Origin of the sequence: Microcoleus vaginatus HSN003, from assembly GCF_022701255.1 — a bacterium.
Lineage (GTDB): Bacteria > Cyanobacteriota > Cyanobacteriia > Cyanobacteriales > Microcoleaceae > Microcoleus > Microcoleus vaginatus_B.
In genome coordinates, this window is record NZ_CP031705.1 from 4,504,134 (window position 1) to 4,525,570 (window position 21,437).

The 21,437-nt window shown below is 47.1% G+C and carries 19 protein-coding genes and 1 pseudogene; 11 read left to right on the top strand and 9 right to left on the bottom strand.

The annotated features are described in order from the left end of the window. Positions 1 to 341: 341 nt before the first annotated feature. Entirely contained in the window at positions 342 to 1,322 is a 981-nt protein-coding gene (locus D0A37_RS19505) for an Npun_R2479 family HD domain-containing metalloprotein (RefSeq protein WP_242725634.1), read from the bottom strand. Between the two features lie 474 nt (positions 1,323 to 1,796). Here D0A37_RS19505 and D0A37_RS19510 point away from each other — a divergent pair, with 474 nt between their 5' ends. Together D0A37_RS19510 and D0A37_RS19515 are read left to right on the top strand one after the other, a co-directional pair. After that, the gene (locus D0A37_RS19510; RefSeq protein WP_242716800.1) at positions 1,797 to 3,542 is read left to right on the top strand and encodes an alpha/beta hydrolase; all 1,746 of its coding nucleotides are present in this window, start codon (positions 1,797 to 1,799) and stop codon (positions 3,540 to 3,542) included. Between the two features lie 52 nt (positions 3,543 to 3,594). Further along, positions 3,595 to 3,876 (top strand): annotated as a pseudogene (locus D0A37_RS19515) (photosystem II q(b) protein); the annotation flags it as partial. Between the two features lie 146 nt (positions 3,877 to 4,022). Here D0A37_RS19515 and D0A37_RS19520 read toward each other — a convergent pair. Then, complete coding sequence (locus D0A37_RS19520; protein WP_242716801.1) at positions 4,023 to 4,367, bottom strand: XisI protein; 345 nt, start codon at positions 4,365 to 4,367, stop codon at positions 4,023 to 4,025. A 105-nt stretch (positions 4,368 to 4,472) separates the two neighbouring features. Here D0A37_RS19520 and D0A37_RS19525 point away from each other — a divergent pair, with 105 nt between their 5' ends. Both D0A37_RS19525 and D0A37_RS19530 read left to right on the top strand, forming a co-directional pair. Further along, on the top strand, positions 4,473 to 5,249 hold the full coding sequence (locus D0A37_RS19525) for a phytanoyl-CoA dioxygenase family protein (RefSeq protein ID WP_242716802.1): 777 nt from the start codon (positions 4,473 to 4,475) through the stop codon (positions 5,247 to 5,249). Positions 5,250 to 5,544: 295 nt separating this feature from the next. Next, positions 5,545 to 5,964 carry a hypothetical protein gene (locus tag D0A37_RS19530; protein WP_242716803.1) on the top strand — a complete coding sequence of 140 codons (420 nt, stop codon included), beginning with the start codon at positions 5,545 to 5,547 and terminating at the stop codon, positions 5,962 to 5,964. Positions 5,965 to 5,968: 4 nt separating this feature from the next. On the opposite strand, the gene D0A37_RS19535 is transcribed toward D0A37_RS19530, so the two are convergent. Then, a complete protein-coding gene (locus tag D0A37_RS19535) occupies positions 5,969 to 7,288 on the bottom strand; it encodes an IS4 family transposase (RefSeq protein WP_242725472.1) in 1,320 nt (439 codons plus the stop codon). 370 nt (positions 7,289 to 7,658) lie between these two features. Between D0A37_RS19535 and D0A37_RS19540 the strand changes: the two genes are divergently transcribed. Further along, the gene (locus D0A37_RS19540; RefSeq protein ID WP_242716804.1) at positions 7,659 to 8,516 is read left to right on the top strand and encodes a HEPN domain-containing protein; all 858 of its coding nucleotides are present in this window, start codon (positions 7,659 to 7,661) and stop codon (positions 8,514 to 8,516) included. 169 nt (positions 8,517 to 8,685) lie between these two features. Here D0A37_RS19540 and gltB read toward each other — a convergent pair whose 3' ends face one another. Next, positions 8,686 to 13,272: a glutamate synthase large subunit gene (gene gltB, locus D0A37_RS19545; protein WP_242716806.1), complete on the bottom strand. Its 4,587-nt coding sequence runs from the start codon at positions 13,270 to 13,272 to the stop codon at positions 8,686 to 8,688. Positions 13,273 to 13,469: 197 nt separating this feature from the next. Here gltB and D0A37_RS19550 point away from each other — a divergent pair, with 197 nt between their 5' ends. The 5 genes from D0A37_RS19550 (at position 13,470) to D0A37_RS19570 (ending at position 15,999) form a co-directional block, all read left to right on the top strand. Next, positions 13,470 to 13,688 carry a DUF433 domain-containing protein gene (locus tag D0A37_RS19550; protein WP_242716807.1) on the top strand — a complete coding sequence of 73 codons (219 nt, stop codon included), beginning with the start codon at positions 13,470 to 13,472 and terminating at the stop codon, positions 13,686 to 13,688. Between the two features lie 3 nt (positions 13,689 to 13,691). Next, positions 13,692 to 14,012 carry a DUF5615 family PIN-like protein gene (locus D0A37_RS19555; RefSeq protein WP_242716808.1) on the top strand — a complete coding sequence of 107 codons (321 nt, stop codon included), beginning with the start codon at positions 13,692 to 13,694 and terminating at the stop codon, positions 14,010 to 14,012. 18 nt (positions 14,013 to 14,030) lie between these two features. Continuing rightward, entirely contained in the window at positions 14,031 to 14,825 is a 795-nt protein-coding gene (locus tag D0A37_RS19560) for a Fic family protein (protein WP_242716809.1), read from the top strand. A gap of 278 nt (positions 14,826 to 15,103) precedes the next feature. Beyond that, on the top strand, positions 15,104 to 15,523 hold the full coding sequence (locus D0A37_RS19565; protein ID WP_190693399.1) for a phosphomannose isomerase type II C-terminal cupin domain: 420 nt from the start codon (positions 15,104 to 15,106) through the stop codon (positions 15,521 to 15,523). A 146-nt stretch (positions 15,524 to 15,669) separates the two neighbouring features. After that, entirely contained in the window at positions 15,670 to 15,999 is a 330-nt protein-coding gene (locus tag D0A37_RS19570; protein ID WP_006630924.1) for a HesB/IscA family protein, read from the top strand. Between the two features lie 532 nt (positions 16,000 to 16,531). On the opposite strand, the gene D0A37_RS19575 is transcribed toward D0A37_RS19570, so the two are convergent. From D0A37_RS19575 to truB, 4 genes are all read right to left on the bottom strand, one after another. Beyond that, the gene (locus D0A37_RS19575; protein ID WP_242716810.1) at positions 16,532 to 17,530 is read right to left on the bottom strand and encodes a glycosyltransferase family 2 protein; all 999 of its coding nucleotides are present in this window, start codon (positions 17,528 to 17,530) and stop codon (positions 16,532 to 16,534) included. A 105-nt stretch (positions 17,531 to 17,635) separates the two neighbouring features. After that, positions 17,636 to 18,850 (bottom strand): response regulator, encoded by a 1,215-nt coding sequence (locus D0A37_RS19580; RefSeq protein WP_242716811.1) that lies wholly within the window; start codon positions 18,848 to 18,850, stop codon positions 17,636 to 17,638. 216 nt (positions 18,851 to 19,066) lie between these two features. Further along, positions 19,067 to 19,297 carry a membrane protein insertion efficiency factor YidD gene (gene yidD / locus D0A37_RS19585; protein ID WP_190655801.1) on the bottom strand — a complete coding sequence of 77 codons (231 nt, stop codon included), beginning with the start codon at positions 19,295 to 19,297 and terminating at the stop codon, positions 19,067 to 19,069. Between the two features lie 149 nt (positions 19,298 to 19,446). After that, positions 19,447 to 20,388 carry a tRNA pseudouridine(55) synthase TruB gene (gene truB, locus D0A37_RS19590; RefSeq protein WP_242716812.1) on the bottom strand — a complete coding sequence of 314 codons (942 nt, stop codon included), beginning with the start codon at positions 20,386 to 20,388 and terminating at the stop codon, positions 19,447 to 19,449. Here truB and D0A37_RS19595 point away from each other — a divergent pair. Beyond that, positions 20,345 to 20,512, top strand: coding sequence for a hypothetical protein (locus D0A37_RS19595; protein ID WP_242725862.1), 168 nt, complete (start codon positions 20,345 to 20,347; stop codon positions 20,510 to 20,512). The two genes, truB and D0A37_RS19595, sit on opposite strands and share 44 nt — an antisense overlap. Before the next feature lie 171 nt (positions 20,513 to 20,683). Here the strand turns inward: D0A37_RS19595 and D0A37_RS19600 are convergent, their stop codons facing one another. Further along, positions 20,684 to 21,430, bottom strand: a complete 747-nt coding sequence (locus tag D0A37_RS19600) for a calcium-binding protein (RefSeq protein WP_242716813.1) — start codon at positions 21,428 to 21,430, stop codon at positions 20,684 to 20,686. Positions 21,431 to 21,437: the final 7 nt, after the last annotated feature.

Sequence of the window (21,437 nt, forward strand, 5' to 3'; positions counted from 1 at the left end):
AGCTCAAAAAAAAGGAGCAAGCAACCTATCTGCTGCCAGAGCGATTTTAGATTTGAGAGGATTAATCTCAATTTGAGCTAAAAACAAAGCTCCAGCAACCAGAAAATCAAAACTTATCCTAATTATCACCCTGCCCAAAAACGGATACTTAATTTCCGACAGGAGTCGCCCGTCGGCCAAAATTTTCGACTCTTGTTCAACCTCCCAGATTAATCTATGGAGTAAATTTCACATCCTTCGACTGATTGAAAGCCGAACTTTGCCAAATCTGTCACGCCGAATTCTCAATTTTAAACTCCCCTGACTCGCCCTTATTTATGCCAAATTCTGGGCATAAATAATCACAAATTTAAGTCGGGAAACTCGGTAAATTTCTTGTTTTCCCCGGACATTGAAGGTTGAAGCTCCTCACCATCTTTTTCGCCGTTCAAGTTGCTAGTGGCGCGGGATTTGGTGAATTCTTGAGCGTTTGGCTTGGTAAAAGCGAGCGGTTCAGCGTGTTCAACCTGAAATACGTTGGCGTAGAGGTTGGCAATAATCTGTTTGCCTCCCTGGGTCAATTCCAAGTAGTTCAAAGCTGCTGGAATGTAAGGAAAAACTCCATTCCAATAAAACTTGGCGTAATTTTGCCGCAAATCTCCCGGAGACTTGTATCCCAAGATTTTATTAGTGCCGACTTCCTCAAATTCGTAGAACAGGGCACTTATTTTTCGCAGGTAATTTGGGTCGCTCAACTGACCGATCAAATCGGCGGCTCTAGCGAGTCCAGAATAATTGTTTCTGTCTTGATGAGTTTCGCTAGCAGGAACTGGAAAGCGCGTCAATTCAATATTGCGCTTGATTTGTTCGGCATCAATTAATGTGTGGCCGCCGAAGCGTTCGTCAATTACGAGTTTTCCTCGATCGACATGATAAGGAGTTAAACTGGCAGAAGTTGCGCCGATTGGCACAGACACCATGCCCCCGTCAATACCCGTAGCGTAGAGTCCCACAGCTTCTTGGTCTTGGCGACAAACACCTTTGACGTAGCCGATATCGTGACACAGCAGCGAAATCAGGTAGTGCAGCCAATCTTCCGGCGACACTCCCCCTTCGCGAATATGCTTGCCCCGGAGAATCTCTTGTCCCACCAAAGCCACGAGCATTGTGTGTTCCACATTGTGGTACAGAGCATCGCAGTTAGCGATATTTTCCAGAGCCATAGTCCCCGCCCAGGCGATAATTTCAGGGTAGTCAGGCTTATACTTGCCGTAGGTGCGGCGGTAGCCGGCCTGCAGCTCTTGCACAAAAGCGTCAATCAGGATAGCAGTTGCATTGAACATCATAAATTCTCCCACTCAGACTGTAGTTACAAACTCGATCGAAAATATCTTGCATAATAGTGGGACTTAAACATTTTCGAGCCGCTTTAGGAGCTCTAACCCCTCGCTGCCAATAGAAAGAGGTCGATCGCCTAAAAATGCCTGAAACCTTTGGTCTAAGTAGATTCATCCCCATTCGAGCTAACAGTTTTTCTCTATTTGGGTTGGAAGCTATTTTGGCTTCAGTTTTTGTTTAAGTCCCGATAGCTGAAAAAATAATCAATGGGCATTCCAATAGGTTTGACCCCTCGGCGTTGAATTTTAAATTTCAGCTAGTCTTGTCAAATCAGAAAATTGCTCTCAAGACTATGCTTCCCAAGATAACCTAATTTCCGAAGCATCCGAACCAACAGAGCGATTTTCGGTATTAAATAGTGGTGAAACAATTTACCTCGTTTCACCGACTAATTATTTGAAGTCCTAGGTGTGAAAGTTATGAACTGTCTGTTTCGGAGTCTCTCCACTGCTACCCTTCGCACTCGCCGGTCGATCGCCCCAAAATACCTAGGATTGTTTGCATTCACGGCTGTTTGCACCGCCGCACCGGCAATGGGTGCGGAGCGAATTTACGTAACTTACGGGGCGCTAGAAGAATCGGTTCCCATCGAATCCCTGACACTCTTCGCCAAAGAAGGCAAAATAGACTCAAACTTGGACGGCTTCGCTCAGTACATCAAAGAATCTCAGCTTACTGAGATTCGCAGCGCCCTGCAAGCGAAAGCTGAAATCAGCCACGTGACGATCGCCCAATTTCTCTACACACCTCAAGGAGAAGTGCTGCTGAAACGCTTGGGCCGAGTAATTCAAACCAAAGCTCGGCAGCCCGGATTTTATGCCATCCGAGCCGCCCTGATTTTAGCAGCCTCAGATCCAGAAGGCCTGACAATTCTCAACGTACTGCAGAAATTCCCCACTTATGGCATCAGGATTGACATCGCTCGCGGCTTGGGTATCGCCAACGAGCTGACATCGCTGATTAATCGTTCCAATCAGACGATCGCCGGAGTCGTCCAGTTGTCGGAAGCACAAGCAGCCTCAGAACCCGCCATACCGGGTGCGGCAATGCTGCAGCCCCAGCTACCGGGCCCCTATACTTGGAAAAAATCATCGGTAATTCTGACGAGTCCAAATCGCCCTCGCACGTTTGATATGGACATTTACTTGCCACAGGGGAGCCGGCAACCTGCTCCAGTAGTAGTAATTTCCCACGGTTTAGGTTCCGATCGAATTTCCTTCCAGTATTTAGCCAAACACCTAGCCTCCTACGGCTTTGCCGTCGCCGTCCCCGAACATTCCGGCAGCAACGCCCAACAAATCCAAAACTTAGTAACAGGTAGAGCCAGTGAAGTAGCAGAACCTACAGAATTTGTCAACCGCCCCCTCGACATCAAAGACCTGCTCGATTATTTAACCAAACTTTCTACAACCGATCCGGCCTACCAAGGGCAGCTCGACTTGCAGCGAGTCGGCGTCATCGGCCAGTCTTTCGGGGGCTATACGGCTTTAGCATTAGCCGGGGCAGGGATTAATTTTGCACAGCTAGACAAAGATTGCGGACTCGAAAACGATACTTGGAACCTCTCCCTGCTGTTGCAGTGCCGCGCCCGCGGTTTAGAGCGCAACGAGTACAATTTCGGGGACCCGCGCGTCAAAGCTGCGATCGCCATCAACCCCATCGTCAGCAGCATTCTCGGAGAAACAAACCTCAGCAAAATCCAAATCCCAGTCATGGTAGTAGCAGGCAGCGCCGATACTGTCGCCCCCGCTTTCCTCGAACAAATTCAACCGTTCACATGGCTGACATCGCTCAACAAATATCTGGTATTGATGATCAACGGGACTCACTTCTCAACGATCGAGGAATCCCCTCAAAGCCTCTTTTTGCCACCAGCAGAGGCGATCGGGCCCGAACCAGCTTTAGCCCGCCGCTACCTCAGCGGACTCAGCCTAGCTTTCATGGAAAGCTATTTGAACAACAAATCAAATTTCCGCCCGTATTTGGAGCCATCCTACGCTTTAAGCATCTCCCGAGACACTCTCGGACTGAGAATTTTGCGATCGCTCACCCCGCAACAACTCCAGCAGTTCAGGTTTTCTCCACCTGCTCGCAGGCCAGTCTCTCCACCTGTCCTCGCTCCTGTTCCTCTACCTTCTCCACCTCCCATAGCTCCCGCTCGTTAGGGTTGAGGTGCGCCTAAGAGCACGCTGGCATATCTTTTGGCGCGGGGACGATTACATCATCGCCTTCATCGCAGCCCCTCCAGTGGACATCGACGGCATTCGCGAACCAGTAGCAGGTTCCTTGATGTACGGTAACAACATGATCACAGGTGCAGTTGTTCCCTCATCAAGCGCGATCGGCTTACACTTCTACCCAATCTGGGAAGCTGCTTCCCTCGATGAGTGGTTGTACAACGGCGACTCTTACCAATTGGTAGTTTTCCACTTCCTGATCGGTGTATTTTGCTACATGGGTCGTGAATGGGAATTGTCCTACCGTTTAGGTATGCGTCCTTAACCAAGAGTCTTCGTGGCTCAATCTTGTTTAGGTAGAGGAGAATATGGTGGTAAGTACACCAATGTTTCAAAAAAATTTTTGTTCAATAAATAACCATCAATAGCTGTGCGATCGAGCTTTGTGATTTTCCCATCCCTGAAGTGCTACGAAGCTACTGCAAAATCTGTGTACTGCCGCATCCCAGGCTCGTGAAATGCCAAAACAATATCTTCCTTGGGAACTCCAGCGCGCACCAAATCCGTTGCAATCCCATCTTCTGTCCAGTCTTCCTCGATCCAGAATTGGCGATCGCGAATCCGAACGTAAACAGTGATACCGGTAATGCGATCGCCCTTTGGCCACCCCAGGTTCATCCAGATGTAGTGACCGTTTTGTTCGTCGGTAATTAAGAATGTTTCGATGTCTTGTTGGGAAGAGCGAGCGCACAATTCTATATACTCGGTCAAAATACGCTTGATTAGTTTGGGATACTCGATTAGTTTATCCATTGTACAATTTCCTTTACTTCTGTATTACTGCAAAGTTATTTATTTTGGAAGTGTTGCTGATGTGGTTGTATAATGGCAATACCCTAATTGAAAGGAAATTAGATTATGCAGGATGCTGCATCCCTAGCCGAAGAGATTGTTCAAGGCAAAGGCTATGTTTTATTGCCCGAACTCTTCACGCCCGGGGAAATTTCAGAAGCCAGATTGCACATTCTCAAGCAGGCCACAGAACAGCCCGCAGGACGCTTTTTGAGGACTGGTGAGCGATCGCGGCTATACAGATTGCTGGATGAAGCAGCAATTTTTGAGAAAATGGTACAGCATCCACGAGTTATTGAAGTTGTGGAGGCGATTTTGGGAAGCGATATGACCCTGGGCGGATTCTCTGCCCATATCCTCTATCCAGGTGCTACGAATATGGGAGCACACGTCGATTATCCCTACTTCACCATGACTCCTCCCTATCCAGCAACACCGGTGATGGAAGTTCAAGCAATCTGGATGATGGAAGACTTTACAGAAATTAACGGTGCTCCTTTGTTTGCAGCAGACACCCAGAAACTGTGCCAATTTCCAGACAAAAAAAAGTTTGCGGAATTAGCCAAGAAAGTCACTGGAAAAGCAGGCTCAGTTGTTCTTTCCCACGGTCTTTGTTGGCACGACACATCAATTAATCACTCAGACCAGCCACGTGTTTCGGTACTAGGAAATTACAATCCAAAATTTATCCGACCCTTGGAAAACCCAGCTCAGCAAATGTCGCCAACTTTCCTAGAGCAAGCCAGCCCAAAACTGAAACAGTTACTCGGTTATGAGTTTCACGCTGCTATTTTCAAGGATGTGCAGATGTTGCAGTCCCACAACAGTGTTGCAGCGGAATAACACTTTTTCCTAGAGCAGAATTTATCAACTTCCTTACGCAGCAAAACTATTAGCAAGTCTTACTGTAGGTCTATCTGCACGGGTTGGCAATCGCAAAAAAAATCCAGGTAGCGTGGCAAGAAATTAATAACAAATTGAAATTGTTAAAACCTTGTGTATTTAGTTAAACAGCAAAGTTATTTTTTGGGGAATTATTGCTTGGTTGTATGGTGGTAATACCTTATTTCCCTAGAGCCTTGCTAAGGATACTGGCAACCGCTGAACATGAACGTTATATTTATTGCGAAAGAAAGCCATGAATCTTCTTCTTCCGATTGTAAATGAAATTATAGAATTGGCAGAAACAGGTAATTTTTTGGGGAGGACAGATGTCTCCTTTAGTTTTTTTTACGGTGGGGGCAATCCTATCTACTTCGTAAACGAAAAAAATATAATCAAATATCGTGAGGCACTATCAAGGGCATTTGATTCAGATGAGGAAATTAAAAGAACCTATACGTTAAAGAAATATGAATCCCTGCTACTAGAGCATTTTAGAGAGTGTTTTTTAAAAAAATGCTTAGCTAAAAACGAGGATGTATCATCGTTTGTGAAAAATCTTAAGGCGGAAAGGATAAAAACATTTTCTGTATTTCGAGACATACATGGAATAGTTTTAAACAGCCCCACAAGTCCCTTGTTATTGGGTGGTTACACAATATACGATCATTGGTAACAAGTTAAGGCTGCATGGCAGTTGTCAAGGGGATTTCCATAGCAGCCTTAAAGAAAAATTGCTCAGGGTCTCGCTGTCGTTCTGGAAAAGGCGCGACAATTAACTTAATATTTGGTTTTCGTTGTCGTTTAACAATACCTAAATCTTGATTTTCTCTGGAAGTGAAATATGAAATCGGGTCCGTTGCCTTACCTTGTTGATGGGCGACGTAAAAATGGTAAAGACCGCGGTAAATCATTTCTAACGAGATGGCATCTATTGGCAAACAGAGTTGGTCAGCAACAGTATCACCTAAATCGACCAAGACAGCATAAAATAGCCAAGTGGCCCAAATTTGTAACTGAATACCGTTGAGAGAACCCGTCCACAAATAACTTAAGCCCAAGAGTCTTTTAACGGTATTAAAGGCTTCTTCAATTCGCCACCGCCTGCGATATAAATCTGCCACAACGTAGGGAGGTAATATCTTAGGGTCAAGTACACTTGTTAAATAAGAATGCCAGGTGTTACCCGAACGAACCTCAATCAAACGTAAGGTGATATATGGCGTTTTTGTGGTTCCTGAACCCAAACGGATTAGACTATCTCGGAGGTCGTAACTCTGGGTGAATACTTGCTCGATTTTAATTGAGGCTCCTTTTTTTAACCGAGTAATTAGGTGAATCTCTCGTTCGATTAATTTGAGCCAAAAGCTAAAATGATAGAAACCCCTATCCAGTAAAAGTAATGTTTGGCCTTCAACCAATTGCAGAATATTTTCTTCTAACTTCACATCAGAAGCTTTGGGATTTTCCAGAAACCAAATTTCGACAGGCAGCCTGGTCATTAAATCTATAACTGTTGCCATTTTCCCGGCCAACTGCCCTTTGGGCAAATCTTCCAGGCTTTTGAGCTTGCAAAATAATGCTTCGAGGGTCGAGCTATCTACTATCCAAACTCGTGAAAATTTCCGCAAGGTAAATTGAATGCTTTCTGGTAGGGGTCGTTGATTTCTCTGGTGCCAAGATGTTCTTAAACTCGGTAATAAATTTTTGAAGACTCCCTCAAATAGTTGAGCTGGAAAACTTAAAAATCTTTGAGACATTGCTTGTTGAGTGACAGTTGTGGGTCGGCACCACAAAAAACCTTCTCTTGCCAGCATTCTTGTGAGTTCTGTCACTCCCGCCACGTCTCGCCACAGTAAAGTTAATACCGCTGCTACCATCAACGGTAGGTTAAGAATTCTCCCTCGTAAACCCAGTTGACGGTAGTAATTTTCTTGTGAGGTGATGGCTGGTGTAAGTAATGCCGATAGTTGCGAGGCAATCACCTCGTCTTCCACCATCGGTCTGGTGGTTTTTTTGGCATGGTCACGGTTGGTTTTTTGACTCTTAGCCATATTTACTGACCTACACAATTGCTCAATTTTTTGTCAATTCTATCGTTTGATAATACCAACGCCCGCAACTATCATGCGGGCCCGCAACTACCAGCGCTTGCCCGCAACTACCAGCGCCGGCCCCCAACTACCAGCGCCGGCCCCCAACGCCAGTCGAGTACACCACTTATTAATAATGATAATCGCTGTCGGTGGGATAGTCCGCCGTATTCAGACTATCCCACCTTTACCCCCTTGTTTGATTATCATTATTATTCAATTATCTTTCTATACAAAGGAGTATTGACAAAATTTACTCCCTTCTAAGTTGTTACCAATGATATACGATTTTGCTTCACAAAAAGACTTTATTGAGTCAAAAATTGACTCAAAAATAGATTCATGTCCTCAAATAGAGTTCAAGGACGATACAGAATATTTAATTGAATGGAAAGCTGAAGCAAGACACTTTGAAAAAGCCATTGAAATTGCTGACGAACATTTTGAGCGATTCGAGCTTATCCTAAGATATGTCCTAGGTTCCGCCACAAATCGCTTTGAAGTTGGCGTTTTAAACTACCAAGGCTGGCGTCATCGTAAAGCTTACATATTGTCTGATATGGGGGAAGTGTCCAACTCATGGACTAGGCATGGCCCAAGAGAGCCGATACCACTTGATGATCCATGTTTTGTAAAGGAGGATACTGGATATCACACTGTTTGGGGTTTTACTACAAAGAAAAATCTTAATAAGTTTCAAAAAAGAATTATGTTGGCAGTTGAATGGATCGGGCAATCAATGGCTGATCCCTCACCACCAAGTGCTTTTATCAAGGCGGCTATCGCTCTAGAAATTATCTTTACATATAACGAAAGGGACATTATTACTCCCTCAATTATGAATCAAATTTCTGAAAGTATAGCTCTTATATTAGGCAGCTCCGTCGATGAAAGATTAAAACTCGAATCAAGCGTAAAAAAATTGTATGGCTTGAGATCGAAGATTGTACACTCTGGCAACAAAGATATTAGTCAAGCCGATTATAAAGCTCTGCTTGAAATAGCACGTTCTGTAATAATAAAGATACTCACATCAGACAAGCTTAATAGCGTTGATTCTGTAGAAGAATTATATACTATTCTCAAAAAAATTAAGTATTCGGGTGATGCAATATCACAAAGCGCTGGAGTCTGATAAACTACTCGCTGATCTCATAATTTACTCTGGCACCGCCAGTCAATACAGCTATAACTCCTGCTCAAACAATAGCCATTAAAGTAGTTGATAGTTGGTAATCGATCGCTCGTGAGGAATAGGTAATTGATTGTTACTAACAGCCATTACCCATTCCTCATGCTAAACCCTAGCTGCCGCCAATTCGAGCGACATCGCGAGCGTTTTCTTCAAACGCAGCCGTCAGCGCATCATCACCGCTTAAACCCGATGCGATCGCCCTTTCAATAGCCTGCAACACCCGCTTATAATCCCTCGGCATCACCTTCACAAACACCGGCACCATCTCATCCCACGCAGCCAGAACCTTCGATGCCTTCGCACTTCCAGTCAAATCAACGTGAGTTTGAAGCATCTGCCGCAAATCGCTAATTTCCTCAACATCCTCCAGTTTTTCCAAATCCACCATCGACATATTGCAGCGAGTTGCAAAATCCCCCGCTTCATCCAAAATGTAAGCAACACCGCCACTCATACCCGCGGCAAAATTGCGCCCGGTTTCACCCAAAACTACAACTTTGCCGCCAGTCATGTACTCGCAACCGTGATCGCCCACACCTTCAACTACTGCGTTAACGCCGGAGTTACGCACCCCAAAACGTTCGCCCGCCATCCCTCGGATGAAAACCTCACCAGCAGTGGCGCCGTAAAGCACTACGTTACCGACAATCACGTTTTCCTCTGCGACGAAGGTAGAATCTGGCGACGGATATAGGATGATTTTGCCGCCGCTGAGGCCTTTGCCGAGGTAGTCGTTAGCTTCGCCTTCGAGCTCCAGGGTGACACCCTTGGGCACGAATGCGCCAAAGCTTTGTCCGGCGCTGCCTTGGAAGTGCAGGTGCACCGTGTCATCCGGCAAACCTTCCCAGTGGCGTTTGGTGATTTCGTTGCCGAGAATTGTGCCGACAACGCGGTTGACATTGGTAATCGGCAGTTTGGCGTGTACTTTTTCACCGTTTTCGATCGCACCTTTGCACAAATCCAACAGTACACTCATGTCGAGAGACTTGGACAACCCATGATCCTGCGCCATCTGACAATAGCGCCCGACATCCGCCCCAACCTCCGGCTGATAAAGGATTTTCGAGAAATCCAAACCCTTAGCCTTCCAGTGTTCCACAGCTTGCTGAGGTTCCAAAACATCAGTCCGCCCCACCATTTCATTCAGCGTGCGGAAGCCCAACTGCGCCATAATTTCCCGGACTTCCTGCGCGACGAAGGTCATAAAGTTTACCGTGTGCTCGGGGTCGCCGGTAAAGTTTTTCCGCAGCAGCGGGTCTTGGGTCGCCACGCCCACCGGGCAAGTGTTCAGGTGACAAACGCGCATCATGATGCAGCCCAATGTCACCAGCGGCGCGGTAGCAAAACCGAATTCCTCAGCGCCAAGCAGTGCAGCAATTACTACATCGCGGCCGGTTTTCATTTGACCGTCAGTTTCCACGACAATCCGGCTGCGGAGATTGTTGAGTACCAAAGTTTGGTGAGTTTCAGCCAGTCCCAATTCCCAAGGTAATCCCGCGTGTTTGATCGAAGTTTGCGGCGAAGCGCCGGTACCGCCGTCGTAGCCGGAAATCAACACGACATCGGCGTGGGCCTTAGCAACCCCGGCCGCGATCGTCCCGACTCCAACTTCCGACACGAGTTTCACGCTAATCCGTGCTTCCCGGTTGGCATTTTTCAAGTCGTGAATCAATTCTGCCAAATCTTCGATCGAATAAATGTCGTGGTGAGGAGGAGGCGAAATCAAACCCACACCCGGAGTCGAGTTTCGTACCTTGGCAATCCACGGGTATACTTTTTTACCGGGCAACTGTCCGCCTTCACCGGGTTTTGCCCCTTGCGCCATCTTGATTTGCAGTTCCCGCGCTTGCGAAAGGTACAAGCTGGTAACGCCGAAACGCCCGGAAGCAACTTGTTTGATCGCGCTGTTTTTCGAGTCGCCGCGATCGTTCGTCCAAGTGTAGCGATCGGGGTCTTCCCCGCCTTCACCGGTGTTCGATTTGCCACCAATGCGGTTCATCGCCACAGCTAAAGATTCGTGGGCTTCTTTAGAAATCGAACCATAACTCATCGCCCCAGTTTTAAAGCGTTTGAGAATAGATTCGATCGGCTCAACTTCCTCAATGGGTATCGATTCCCGCTGTTTGAATTGCAACAAACCGCGCAAGGTAAAATGCTGCTGGTTTTGTTCATTAACCAGCCCCGAATACTGTTTGAAAAGCGTATAACTGCCGTCGCGCACCGACTTTTGCAGCGCGTGAATTGTCTGCGGACTAAACAAATGCGCCTCGCCTTCTTTCCGCCACTGATATTCGCCGCCAACATCGAGAGTATGTCCGCTGGATGGGCGATCGGGGAATGCGTGATTATGGCGTAAAATAGCTTCTTGGGCGAGGACTTCGAGGCCTACGCCTTCAATCCGCGAGGCTGTCCAAGCAAAGTATTTATCGACTACGGATTTGTTTAAGCCGATCGCCTCAAAAATCTGCGCGCCGCGATAACTTTGAATTGTGGAAATCCCAATTTTCGAGGCAACTTTCGTCACACCTTTAGTTGCGGCTTTGACGTAGTTTTTGCAAGCTGTTTTGTACTCGACATTTAGCAGCAATCCTTCGCGGATCGAATCGGCGATCGTCTCAAAGGCCAAATACGGATTAATCGCGCCGCAACCATATCCAATAAGTGTCGCAAAGTGATGAACTTCGCGCGGTTCGCCGGATTCGAGCACGAGTCCTGCCCGCGTGCGCGTACCTTTACGGATCAAGTGGTGGTGCAGGCCCGCAACTGCCAGCAGCGCCGGAATTGGGGCTTTGTCTGGACTAATCCCCCGATCGCTCAAAATGATGATATTCACCCCGGAGGCGATCGCGCTGTCTGCTGCTGCAAAAACCTCTTCTAAGGCTTGTTCAAGACCTTTCACACCGCTTTTGGGATCAAACAAAATCGGCACGGTGATGGACTTGAAATTGCCCTCATTTACGTGTTGGAGCTTAGCTAATTCTTCATTGCTGAGAATTGGCGTTTTCAGTTCAATCAAATGACAGCTTTCCGGTTCCGGTTTGAGCAAATTGCGTTCAGCGCCGATCGTAGTTTCGGCAGAAGTTACAATTTCTTCGCGGATAGAATCGATCGGCGGATTGGTAACTTGAGCAAACAACTGCTGGAAGTATTCATAAAGCAGTTTTGGGCGGTTGGAAAGCACCGCCAGCGGCGTATCCGCACCCATCGCGCCGACAGCTTCCACGCCATCTTTTGCCATCGGTGCTAACAGCAACCGCAGTTCTTCAAAGGTGTAGCCAAAGGCCATTTGCCGCTGCAATAATGTTTCGGGATGAGATTCTGCTACTGCAGGCGCATCTTTGAGTTTGGCGATTTCGACCATGTGCTGGTCGATCCACTGGCGGTACGGGTGTTCTGTGGCGATTTTGGTTTTAATTTCCTCGTCAGAGACGATGCGGCCTTCCTCGGTATTTACCAGGAACATCCGCCCCGGTTGCAAGCGACCTTTTGATACAATTCGTTCTGGGGCGATCGGCAAAACTCCGGCTTCCGATGCCATAATTACCAAGTCGTCTTTGGTGACGCAGTAACGGGAAGGGCGCAAACCGTTGCGATCGAGCACGGCCCCGATCGAAGTACCATCAGTAAAGGCGATCGAAGCCGGGCCGTCCCAAGGTTCCATCAAGCAAGAATGGTATTCGTAGAAAGCTTTTTTCTCGTCACTCATCGACTCGTGGGCTGTCCAAGGTTCGGGAATCATCATCATTACAGCGTGCGGCAAAGAACGCCCAGCCAAAGTCAGCAATTCCAAAGCATTGTCAAAAATCGTCGAGTCGCTGCCTTCGATATTGATTAAATTGGGGATTTTCTTTAAGTCATCGCCGAATAGTTCCGACTCGAACAGCGATTGCCGCGCGTGCATCCAGTTAATGTTGCCGCGCATCGTGTTAATTTCGCCGTTGTGGGCGATGTAGCGGTAAGGGTGCGATCGTTCCCAACTCGGAAAAGTATTCGTGCTGAAGCGCGAGTGAACCAGGGCTAGAGCGCTTTCCATGTCGGGATCGTGCAGTTCGGGATAGTAATCGCCGACTTGCACCGGCATTAACATACCCTTGTAGACGATCGTCCGGCAGGAGAGTGTGGAATTATACCAATATGGGTCTGTGTCAGTCCTGCGGATGGCATTGTGAGCCCGTTTGCGGATGACGTACAGTTTCCGCTCGAAAGCCGCCTCATCGATACCTGCGGCGCGCCGGAGGAACACTTGCTGCATGAAGGGTTCGCTAGATTTGGCGGTGTCGCCGAGGGACGAGTTGTCGGTGGGAACATCGCGCCAGCCCAGCACTTCCTGGCCTTCTTCGGCGGCGATTTCCTCAAAAATGCGTTTGCCGTTTTCGCGTTCACTTTGATTTGGCGACGAGTAAATCGCGCCAACGCCGTACTCGCCTGCTTCGGGAAGTTCGATGTTTAGGGCCGCAGTTACTTTCTTGAGAAACTTGTGGGGCACCTGCATCAAAATCCCTGCCCCGTCTCCGGTGTTGGGTTCGCAGCCGCACGCGCCTCGGTGGTCGAGGTTCAAGAGGATTGTCAGCGCCTGCTCGACAATTTCGTGGGATTTGTTACCCTTCATGTGTACGATGAATCCGACTCCGCAAGCGTCGTGCTCGAACTGCGGATCGTACAGACCTTGCTTTTGTGGCAGTCCGTTGCTGTTCATTTTGATGCTCCTGTCAAAGTGGCGAAAAGATGTTGATCTAGAGTAGAGGATGGGATGTCGATCGCTCTAGTATCATGTATTATATGTGGATCTACTCAATTGGGTATATGTACCCAAAAATCCAAGCTTATTCGATCCGAGTAAAAAAATAGTTAAACCCGATAACTTAACTAGGGAACCCGAAGGTCTCAATATTTATGCTTGAACACTCTTCAATTATTAGCGTATCTCCTGAGATTATGGGCGGAACCCCAGTATTTGCTTGTACTAGGGTTCCGGTACAAACACTTCTGGACTATCTAAAAGCAGGAGAATCCATTGATGATTTTTTAGATGGATTTCCAACCGTAACTAAAGAGCAAGTTATTGCGTTGCTGGAACAGGTAGAAAAACAGCTCGTTGGCATGGTAGCATAACGCATGAAGCTTCTTTTGGATGAGTGTATAGATCGCAAATTTGCCAGAGAATTTGTTGACTATGAGATAAAAACAGTTCCACAAATGGGATGGGCAGGTGTAAAAAATGGTCAACTTCTTGCACTTGCAGAAGCAGAGTTTGATGTTTTCATCACCGTCGATCGCCACTTATCATTTCAACAAAATTTACCAGAGTTTGATATTGCGGTAATTGTTCTACAAGCACCATCTAATCGCTTGGCAGATTTGAAGCCTTTAGCTTCAAAAGTTTTAGCGATTTTAGCAATGGCAACTACTGAACAAGTTACGATTGTCAGTGCATAGTTTTAATAAATACGCTCTATGCAGTTATTCCCAACTACTCAATCCCCCATCGCCAATCAACTCTATAATAACTTTATCGCACTGTTAGTCCGACTTTATCCTCAGCGTCTGGGTGACATTCTCCACCAGCATTGTGCCTTCTCATCAGCAATGAGTATTTCTGAAAAATTGCAAAAAGTCGATCGACTCAAAGCCTGGTTAGATAGCTTTCGGCCGCTTTCTCCCACCCTGGTTGCAGAATTGAAAAAACTCTACGACGTTCGGTTCACTTATCACTCCAATGCGATTGAGGGAAACACCTTGACGCAACGCGAAACCGAATTAGTCCTCGAAACCGGCATCACTGTCGGTGGCAAAACTTGGCGAGAACACCTAGAAGTCATCGGACATCGAGATGCGATCGACTACATTGAAATGCTAACGCGATCGGACACTGCGATCGGTGAATGGGAAATTAAACAAATTCACCACTTAATTATAAGGGCGATCGCCCCGGAGGAAGCTGGACGCTATCGGCAGTTAGATGTCAAAGCCGCCGGTACCGAATACCTCTATCCGCCTCATTATTTGCTTTCGGGTTTGATGCCGGAATTTATCCAATGGCTCAACAGTGATAAAATCAGATCGTTACATCCGCTAGAGTTGGCAGCCGAAGCACATCTTCGCTTTGTTTTGATTCATCCATTTCGGGATGGTAACGGACGCACCGGGCTGCTATTGATGAATCTGCTGCTGTTGGGGGCGGTATATCCCATTGTCATTATGTCTAACCAGATGCTAGCAGTTTTGCAGCAGTCTCAAGAGCTGGATTAGGATTCACCTTTAATCAATATTCAACAACCAGCGCCCTTTCTATGAAGATTTGATGTAGATTGGGGCGATCGAGCTAATAACAGGTGACAACAGCTATGTTGGTTTTGCTATGGTTGTTAAGGCAAGTCGATCGGGCTGAGCACAACTATTGCAAAACTCTACAGTCGGCTAACCAGTCCCCGCAGGTGGGCTTCGATGTTAACTATAGATTAGTTAATCTCAAAAAACAACGTCGTTTACCAAAGGATTCCGCAAGCAATCCTCAAGGAGTAAAAATCATGGTTCAGATTCAAGAAATTTCTCAAGTATCTACCCTGCACGCACCTGCAGCACCCAACGGAATAGCCGCTACAGAATTGCGGCCTTGGGGCTCCTTTACGACTCTAGAAGAAGGCCCAGGATATAAAATTAAGCGGATCGAAGTTAAGTCGGGACACCGCCTCAGCCTGCAAATGCACCACCACCGCAGCGAACACTGGATTGTGGTTTCTGGTACTGCAAAAGTTACTTGTGGCGAAACTGAACAAGTTCTGTTTACAAATCAGTCTACCTACGTTCCTCAGTGCACTTCTCACCGCCTGGAAAATCCGGGAGTTATCCCCCTGGTTTTAATTGAGGTGCAGAATGGCGAATATCTCGGAGAAGATGATATTATCCGCTTTCAAGACGATTATGCTCGTAATGAAAAGGCTAAGTAACTCAAGTTGCTAAAAATATAGGGGTAAGGTGCGCGGCGCGGCGCACTTTACATTCTCCGGGTAAGGTACATGTCTAGGCACATTCTACATTTTCAAAACTCAACATTACTTCCCAATTACCAATTACCAATTACCAATTACTCATAATGATTCATCTGAGCAAAACAGCAGCAACAGAAGTAACGCGCCTCAAGTCGAAGCATCCCAACCCCAATGCTTTATTTCGTCTGGGCGTGGAATCGAGCGGCTGCTCCGGTTTGTCTTATACAATGGCATTTGACGATGCGCCAGCCCCAGAAGACGCTGTATGCGAGTCGGAGGGAATTGAAGTTGCGATCGACCCCCAGCACTTAAAATATCTCAATGAGCTCACCTTGGATTATTCAGAAGACTTGATGGGCGGCGGTTTCCGATTTCACAATCCCAACGCCGCCCAAAGCTGTAGCTGCGGCAACTCCTTTTCTGCCAAGGAATAATCCCTAGGGTGAGACTCAAAGACTTAGAAAAAAGCCAAAAAACCTTCAAATAAGCCGGTCAAGACTACCGATATCGACGCCTGTTCAGGATTAGGAATTGACGGCAATCTCGAACTCATAACTCCCGATACTTACCCCATTAGGACTGAAGCCAACTGTCACAAATAGGGGTGTAAATTTAGGTATGTAGTTGCGCTTCAGCGCTCTTCTCTAAGTTAAGAGCGCTGAAGCGCAACTACATACCTTTGTTTAATGTGCCAGTTGCGTAAGTCCTATATACCTAGGTTCCTAGAAAATTATTCTGGTAAGGTGCGTCGCCCGAAACAATCTGCAAGTGTCATCGAACATCTAACAGTTCCCCACCTACAGATTAGCACCACATCATATACCCTGGATGAGTACAATTAGGTGTATCTCACCTCCGTGATAAGCGCTATAGATGGTTGGTAAAATCCGCTTTTACGATCGCGCAACTTATACTATCACGAATCAACCAGAAATGACCTACAAGCTCGATCGACTATCAACACCATCAAGCTGGCGTACCGAGAATCATCCACTGCATTAACTGCTGCCACTCGGGAGATTGAGCTAATAAATCTGCATCGAATTCATTTCCCGCATCCTGCGAAAACTCGGCGAAAGCTTCCGCCCAATTAATTAGTGTTTCCACAGGCAAATAAGGCGTATAATTCCAAGAACGCTGCAAAAACTCTAGCATCTCAACAGAATGACCAGTGCGGTACAAATACCAAGCAATCCAAACTAAGGTACTGTACTTGATTTGCTTTTCCAACAAACGTATTTTATCGGGCAATTCGGGGCGGGCAAAAAAATTGTCCATGACTGCGGCGAGGGATTTAGCCTGCGGTAAACCTTTGTACATGGCGCTTTGTTCGTGCTGGCGGTAGCAAACAGTTACTTGTTGCAACCACTCTGCTTCGCATCCCATTAAGGCTAAACGCAGCACTAAATCTGTATCTTCCGCCGGGGGAAATCGAGGATCAAATCCGCCGACGCGCTCTAACCACTGACGGCGAAATACCATCGCGCTGGGTAATACTGGTTTCCACCGCAGCCACATTTCTAAGTCTAATTTAGGAACATTTTGCCAGAGTTTGACATCTTTTAGCGGTTCGCCTATACTATTAACTAGACGCCAGCCGCTGTGGACGATTCCTAGATGGGGTTTCGCTGCAAATACAGCCATTTGTGCTGCTAATTTGTCGGGTAAAAAGTAGTCGTCAGCATCGAGAAAAGCTATGAATTCTCCTCGCGATAGCTCGATGCCGTGATTTCTGGCAATCGAAACTCCTTGATTTTGTTGGTAAATGTAGCGAATTCGATCGCCATATTTCTCTAAAACTAATCTGGTATCGTCTCGGGAGCCGTCGTCTACGACAATAATTTCCCAGTTAGTATAGGTTTGGTGCAGAACGCTATCTACGGCTTGGCCGACGTAAGCAGCGCAGTTGTAAGCCGGAATTACTACGCTCACCTGCGGGGTGCGATCGCTCGTAACATTACTCATAATTAATTATCTTAAATTCGATTGCGTCTTTATTTTACAACGAGCGTAGGGTGCGTCAGGAACTGACGCACCCAGTAAGGGCTTCTTGTGTTCATTAATTTGTGGTCAAGAATTTGCCAAGGTAAGTTGGTGCGAGTTCAGTAAATCATGGGGGCGAATTGGCAAAGGGTAGCGATCGCCTTTTACCTTCAAATACTTGTCAACTATTTGCAACACCTGTTCGGGATTGGCTGGCTTGCTCAAAAAATCGGAAGCACCTGTCAATTTCGCTCGGGTGCGGTCAATTATACTGTCTTGACTGGTCAAAAACACGATCGGTGTTTCCCGAAAAGCCGGTGTCTTCCGCAAAAAATTGCACAAAGCAAAGCCGCTTGTCTTCGGCATTACCACGTCCATAAAAATTAAGGCAGGCTTTTGTTTGGCGAGGATGCCCACTCCCTGCATCGGGTCTTGAATTTTTAGGACTCGATACCCCTCCGGCAACAAAATCTGCTCTAAAAATTCGCATACTGTCGGACTGTCATCGATACAAGCAATCAAAGGGCGACCCGGCCCTGCGATCGCCGCGGCCAGGCGCCACTGTTCTATAGGCGACGGCAAGTCTGGTACTGTTCGGAAATTTACTAAACCCTGCTTGATGTAATTAACTAAAGCGCGAGTTGCCACTGTCACGCACTGCTTTTTCTTAAAGGCAATATCCCAAAGAGTATTCTCGCCGTTGAATACGTTACCCAAAGCGATCAAAGAATTAGAGCTAAATCGATTTTGCTGCAACTGGGCCGACGCTTTTAAAAGCGGTGCTTGTTCTGGATCTACCAGCCACAAACCCATTCCTTTCCACTTCTGCCAAATTTCTTCTGTACAACACAGAACTTTCTCTACTTCTGTTAAAGACAGCAGCAAAGAAGAGGTAATTGTAGAAAAATATTTCTGGGACGGACGCCACTCCCGGCGCAAACCCGATTGACCGATCAGAGCAAATAACACTTCGGAAAGGCTGGTGTGGACGATCGCCCTAGCTTGTTCCAAACTCATTTCGCTGGCTGCTATCCCTCGCTGAAGCAGTTGATATTCCCATAGTTCTCCAGCATCCAGGTCTCTGAGATCCACTTGAAAGTTTCGACAGTGTTGCCCGATCGCCCTATACCAGCGCCTCGATCTGTGCGCTCCTCCTGTGGCATACACCAAACAACCCTGAAAAAAGTAAAGTTGCCATTGTTGCTCCCCTTGCTCTAACAGCAGTTTTCCCGTTGCTTGTTTCTGGCTGAGTACAGCCAGAGTATGGGACAACATTTTGTATCCGATTGCGGTAGCAGACATATCAACTCGCATCCCCTGTACTCTGTTTGTACCATTATATAGCTGCTAAGTTTTGAAAGATAACAGTAATATTACTGAATTTGGGTTAAAAAACACCACTAATTGTGTGAATTTAACCCTCTTAGGGAGTGATTCCCCTCAGTAGTTTTAGCCATGAGGATGCAACGCCTATTTGCAATATTAACTAATAACTAAAATACTATTTATGACTAATAACTAATTACCCTCGCTATCTTTGGGAGGTACTGGATCGTAACCCCCTGGATGAAAAGGATGACAGCGTAAAATTCGCTTAACTGCCATTGAGCTGCCGCGGGCCGGCCCAAATCTTTCTATTGCTTCGATCGCGTATTGCGAACAAGTTGGCTGAAATCTACAGGCGTTAGGCAGGTAAGGAGAAATCCCCATTTTGTAGCCTCGGATTAATCCAATTAGCAATATTTTCACAATTTTTACCTCAGCGATTGATTAGATTAATAGCCAAACCTCGTCCCCTACCGCTGTCAGCTAGGTGAATCGAAGGCATTTTCAGCATTTATAATTAAGCAAACTTTTCCCGTCCTAATTATACCTATTTTCCTTTTTATTTTAGATAGTTAAAGCACAATTTGAGGAGATAATATGGTACTTGTCTCTGAGTTCGCTACTTGACCGATACCTAAAAAATTACCGTCTCGATCGTAAACCTGCAACGGATAGGGATGTTGGGGTATTGGGTTGTCGGGGGGGTGGTTGCTACTTTCTTCCTCTCCCCCGATCGGCGTTTCGGGAATTGGGAGGCGCTGTCCTTGAAACCAGCGTTTGGTATATTCAGGGGAAAGGACGATCGCCCCTAAATGTCCCAAAACCGCCGATGGCAAAATCGGGGAGAATTTATTCTCCTGCAATTGCAGTTCCAATTCTTCAAAACTGAGACTTTCCTCGATCGAAAAACCGCTACTTTCGGTACGAGTCAAACAAGCCAAAGTACCGCCTGTATTCAACACCGCGCCCAAATCCCGCGCGATCGCCCGAATGTAAGTACCCGCCCCGCAGGCGATCGACAAATCCAATTCAGGAAAATCCCCCGATCGCCAATCCAAGATTTCCAGCCGGAAAACCTCCACCTTCCTAGCAGCAACTTCCACAGTTTCGCCTTTTCTAGCTAACTCATAAAGGCGTTTTCCTCCCACCTGAACCGCACTAAAACTCGGCGGAAATTGCTCGATTTTTCCTACGAATTTTGGCAGTGCAGCTTGCACTTTTTCCAAACTCAACTCTGGCACCGGTCGAGAATGGATAATTTCTCCTTCTAAATCGTCAGTAGCAGTAGTTAAGCCAAAACGAATCGTGCCTCGGTAAGCTTTATTGTGTTGCAGATATTGCAGCAGTCTGGTTGCTTTGCCAAGGGCGATCGGTAAAACGCCAGTCACAGCAGGATCGAGGGTTCCTCCGTGTCCGACTCGCTTGAGTTTCAATAGCCGGCGCACTCGTCCCACGCAGTCGTGAGATGTCATGCCGGCAGGTTTGTTGAGATTGAGAAAACCGTCAGTAGTCATTAGTCTGAGGGGAGAGGGAAGAAGGAAGAAGGAAGAGGGAAGAAGGAAGAGGGAAGAGGGAAGAGGGAAGAAGGAAGAAGGAAGAGGGAAGAGGGCAACGAACGAAGCAGTGTACGGGATTTAACGGAGAGAAGGAAGCAGGAAAAAGGAAGATGAAAAGTTTTGAAATTGCTTTCATTCGGCTCGCGAAAGCTAACTTTAGTCGCAACGCGAAAGGGGTTTTAAGTTAAAAAGTTCAACATTAAAAACTTAAAACTACAAAGTACCCGCCCAATTATCAATTCCCAATTCCCAATTAGAAAATAAAGTCCGCCTGAGTGATAGAAGAGGGGGCAACTCCGAATAAAGTAGCCAGATTTTCCTTGCTGCTTGTAAGCTGAATAATTGTACTCGGCGAAGTTCCAGTCCCAGCGGAAATGGTGAGTTCGCCAAAGGTGAGGCCGGCCGTCAAGCGAATTTGATCGATACCATCAGTAAAGTCTGTAATCACATCACCATCTGCCGATCGCCCGATCGCAAAAGTATCGTTTCCGGTGCCGCCAGTTAAAGTATCTGCGCCGCGATCGCCGGATAAACAGTCATTGCCGATGCCACCAAACAGCGAGTCATCGCCGGCACCCCCAAAAAGCGTGTCATCGCCCGCGCCTCCCAACAAAGTATCGGTGTCTTGGTTGCCAAACAGCAAATCAGTGCCATCGGCGCCCAGCATTGAGTCAGAACCTTTGCCACCGTAGAAAGTATCGTCGCCGGCGCCGCCCAAAACGCTGTCACGGCCGGCACCGCCGAACAGTATGTCATTACCAACGTCGCCCAGCAGTGAGTCATCGCCGTCGCCGCCGTAGAGGGAATCGTCTGCGGCTAAGCCCAAAATGCTGTCAGGGCCACCCAAACCAAATATCAAGTTAGCCCCCGCAGTACCTCTGAGGGAGTCGGGGCCGCTGGTGCCGCGAGTGCCGCCAGGTGCCCCTCCGGGACTGGTACCGCCGCCGCTGGGGGTTGGGGTTGTGATGGGAATTGGTCGAATTGGCACTGCTGATGGCATGATTCTG